At 55.2% G+C, this 1606-nt stretch carries 1 rRNA gene; it reads right to left on the bottom strand.

The features are described from left to right. Positions 1-85: 85 nt before the first annotated feature. Positions 86-1603 (bottom strand): 16S ribosomal RNA (locus QP971_RS11145). Positions 1604-1606 lie beyond the last annotated feature (3 nt).

Below are 1606 nucleotides of genomic sequence, written 5' to 3'. Positions count from 1 at the left end.
TTTTCATAATAAAAGTTGGCAGCATGACACTCGCACACTCAACCAACCAAGGTGCAACTGCACCCGAATAATAAAAGCTCCTTAGAAAGGAGGTGATCCACCCGCACCTTCCGGTACGGGTACCTTGTTACGACTTCGTCCCAATCGCCGATCCCACCTTCGACGGCTCCCTAACAAGTTTGGGCCACCGGCTTCGGGTGTTACCAACTTTCATGACGTGACGGGCGGTGTGTACAAGGCCCGGGAACGTATTCACCGCAGCATTGCTGATCTACGATTACTAGCGACTCCGACTTCATGGGGTCGAGTTGCAGACCCCAATCCGAACTAAGGCCGGCTTTCAGCGATTCGCTCCACCTCACAGTGTCGCTGCGCGTTGTACCGACCATTGTAGCATGTGTGAAGCCCTGGACATAAGGGGCATGATGATTTGACGTCATCCCCACCTTCCTCCGAGTTGACCCCGGCAGTCTCTCATGAGTCCCCAACCAAATGCTGGCAACATAAGACAAGGGTTGCGCTCGTTGCGGGACTTAACCCAACATCTCACGACACGAGCTGACGACAACCATGCACCACCTGTACACCAGCCACAAAGGGAAACTACATCTCTGCAGCGATCTGGTGCATGTCAAGCCCAGGTAAGGTTCTTCGCGTTGCATCGAATTAATCCACATGCTCCGCCGCTTGTGCGGGCCCCCGTCAATTCCTTTGAGTTTTAGCCTTGCGGCCGTACTCCCCAGGCGGGGCGCTTAATGCGTTAGCTACGGCACGAAAGTCGTGAAAAGACCCTCACACCTAGCGCCCACCGTTTACGGCATGGACTACCAGGGTATCTAATCCTGTTCGCTACCCATGCTTTCGCTCCTCAGCGTCAGTAACTGCCCAGTAACCTGCCTTCGCCATCGGTGTTCCTCCTGATATCTGCGCATTTCACCGCTACACCAGGAATTCCAGTTACCCCTACAGTACTCAAGTTATGCCCGTATCGCCTGCACGCCCGGAGTTAAGCCCCGGAATTTCACAGACGACGCGACAAACCACCTACGAGCCCTTTACGCCCAGTAATTCCGGACAACGCTCGCACCCTACGTATTACCGCGGCTGCTGGCACGTAGTTAGCCGGTGCTTCTTATCTAGGTACCGTCACAAAAAGCTTCGTCCCTAGCGAAAGGAGTTTACAACCCGAAGGCCGTCATCCCCCACGCGGCGTCGCTGCATCAGGCTTGCGCCCATTGTGCAATATTCCCCACTGCTGCCTCCCGTAGGAGTCTGGGCCGTATCTCAGTCCCAATGTGGCCGTCCACCCTCTCAGGCCGGCTACCCGTCGCCGCCTTGGTAGGCCATTACCCCACCAACAAGCTGATAGGCCGCGAGCTCATCCTACACCGAAAAAACTTTCCAACCATCACACTAAAAATGGCTCCTATCCGGTATTAGACCCAGTTTCCCAGGCTTATCCCGAAGTGCAGGGCAGATCACCCACGTGTTACTCACCCGTTCGCCACTCGAGTACCCTGCAAGCAGGGCCTTTCCGTTCGACTTGCATGTGTTAAGCACGCCGCCAGCGTTCGTCCTGAGCCAGGATCAAACTCTCCACAAAAAA

The sequence above is a fragment of the Corynebacterium marquesiae genome (genome assembly GCF_030229635.1).
In the GTDB taxonomy this organism is placed as follows: domain Bacteria; phylum Actinomycetota; class Actinomycetes; order Mycobacteriales; family Mycobacteriaceae; genus Corynebacterium; species Corynebacterium marquesiae.
Note: the sequence above shows the minus strand (reverse complement) of the source record. Positions and strands in the feature narration are given on the sequence as shown.